Below are 555 nucleotides of genomic sequence, written 5' to 3' on the forward strand. Positions count from 1 at the left end.
GGTCGATCTCGCGCAGCGCGCGGCGCTCGGTGGCCTCGGCCCGTTCCTGCCACCGCCACCTGCTCGCGGGTGCGCTCCAGCTCCGTCGAGAATTGGGTACGCAACTCCAGCAACTGCCGCTCGAGCGCCTAGAGCTGGGGGGGCTCAGCGCGACGCGCGTGCGCGGCCAAGTTGGCCTGGCCCTCGGCATCCAGTTCACCGCCTCACAGAACGACGCGGCATCGGCTCTTATCAGTTCTGGCGCCTGGTGGGCGATATGATCCGCGTGGACCTGCCGTCGCTGCGGAAAAGCTGTGCGCCTGGCAGGCATTGCAAGCGTGGCTGCCTGTAAAGCCGCGTCTGGCATAGCTCGTTCACGCTCCCAAGTTACTTGGGCATCCCTTCATACATGCTGGTGACGTCATCCATCACCTGAAGAATACGCTCGCTGGTCGTGGCGATGTTTCTCAACTGTTCCGCGCGACTGACCCCGGTCTGATTGAGTGCCTCTTCAAAGAACAGCCACTGAGAGCCGGCAAGCTGCAGTTCGCGACGGATTGCCTCTGTGTTTTGCGG

The 555-nt window shown here is 63.4% G+C and carries 1 protein-coding gene and 1 pseudogene; one reads left to right on the top strand and one right to left on the bottom strand.

All coding sequences use genetic code 11. The features are described 5' to 3' along the window. Positions 1 to 260, top strand: a 260-nt coding sequence (locus ACGLHR_RS52165) for a hypothetical protein (RefSeq protein WP_400104018.1), incomplete at its 5' end; no start/stop codon positions are given. Positions 261 to 366: 106 nt separating this feature from the next. Here ACGLHR_RS52165 and ACGLHR_RS52170 read toward each other — a convergent pair. Beyond that, positions 367 to 555 (bottom strand): annotated as a pseudogene (locus tag ACGLHR_RS52170) (hypothetical protein); the annotation flags it as partial.

Origin of the sequence: Cupriavidus sp. CuC1, from assembly GCF_044627735.1 — a bacterium.
GTDB classification, from domain to species: Bacteria; Pseudomonadota; Gammaproteobacteria; order Burkholderiales; family Burkholderiaceae; genus Cupriavidus; species Cupriavidus ulmosensis.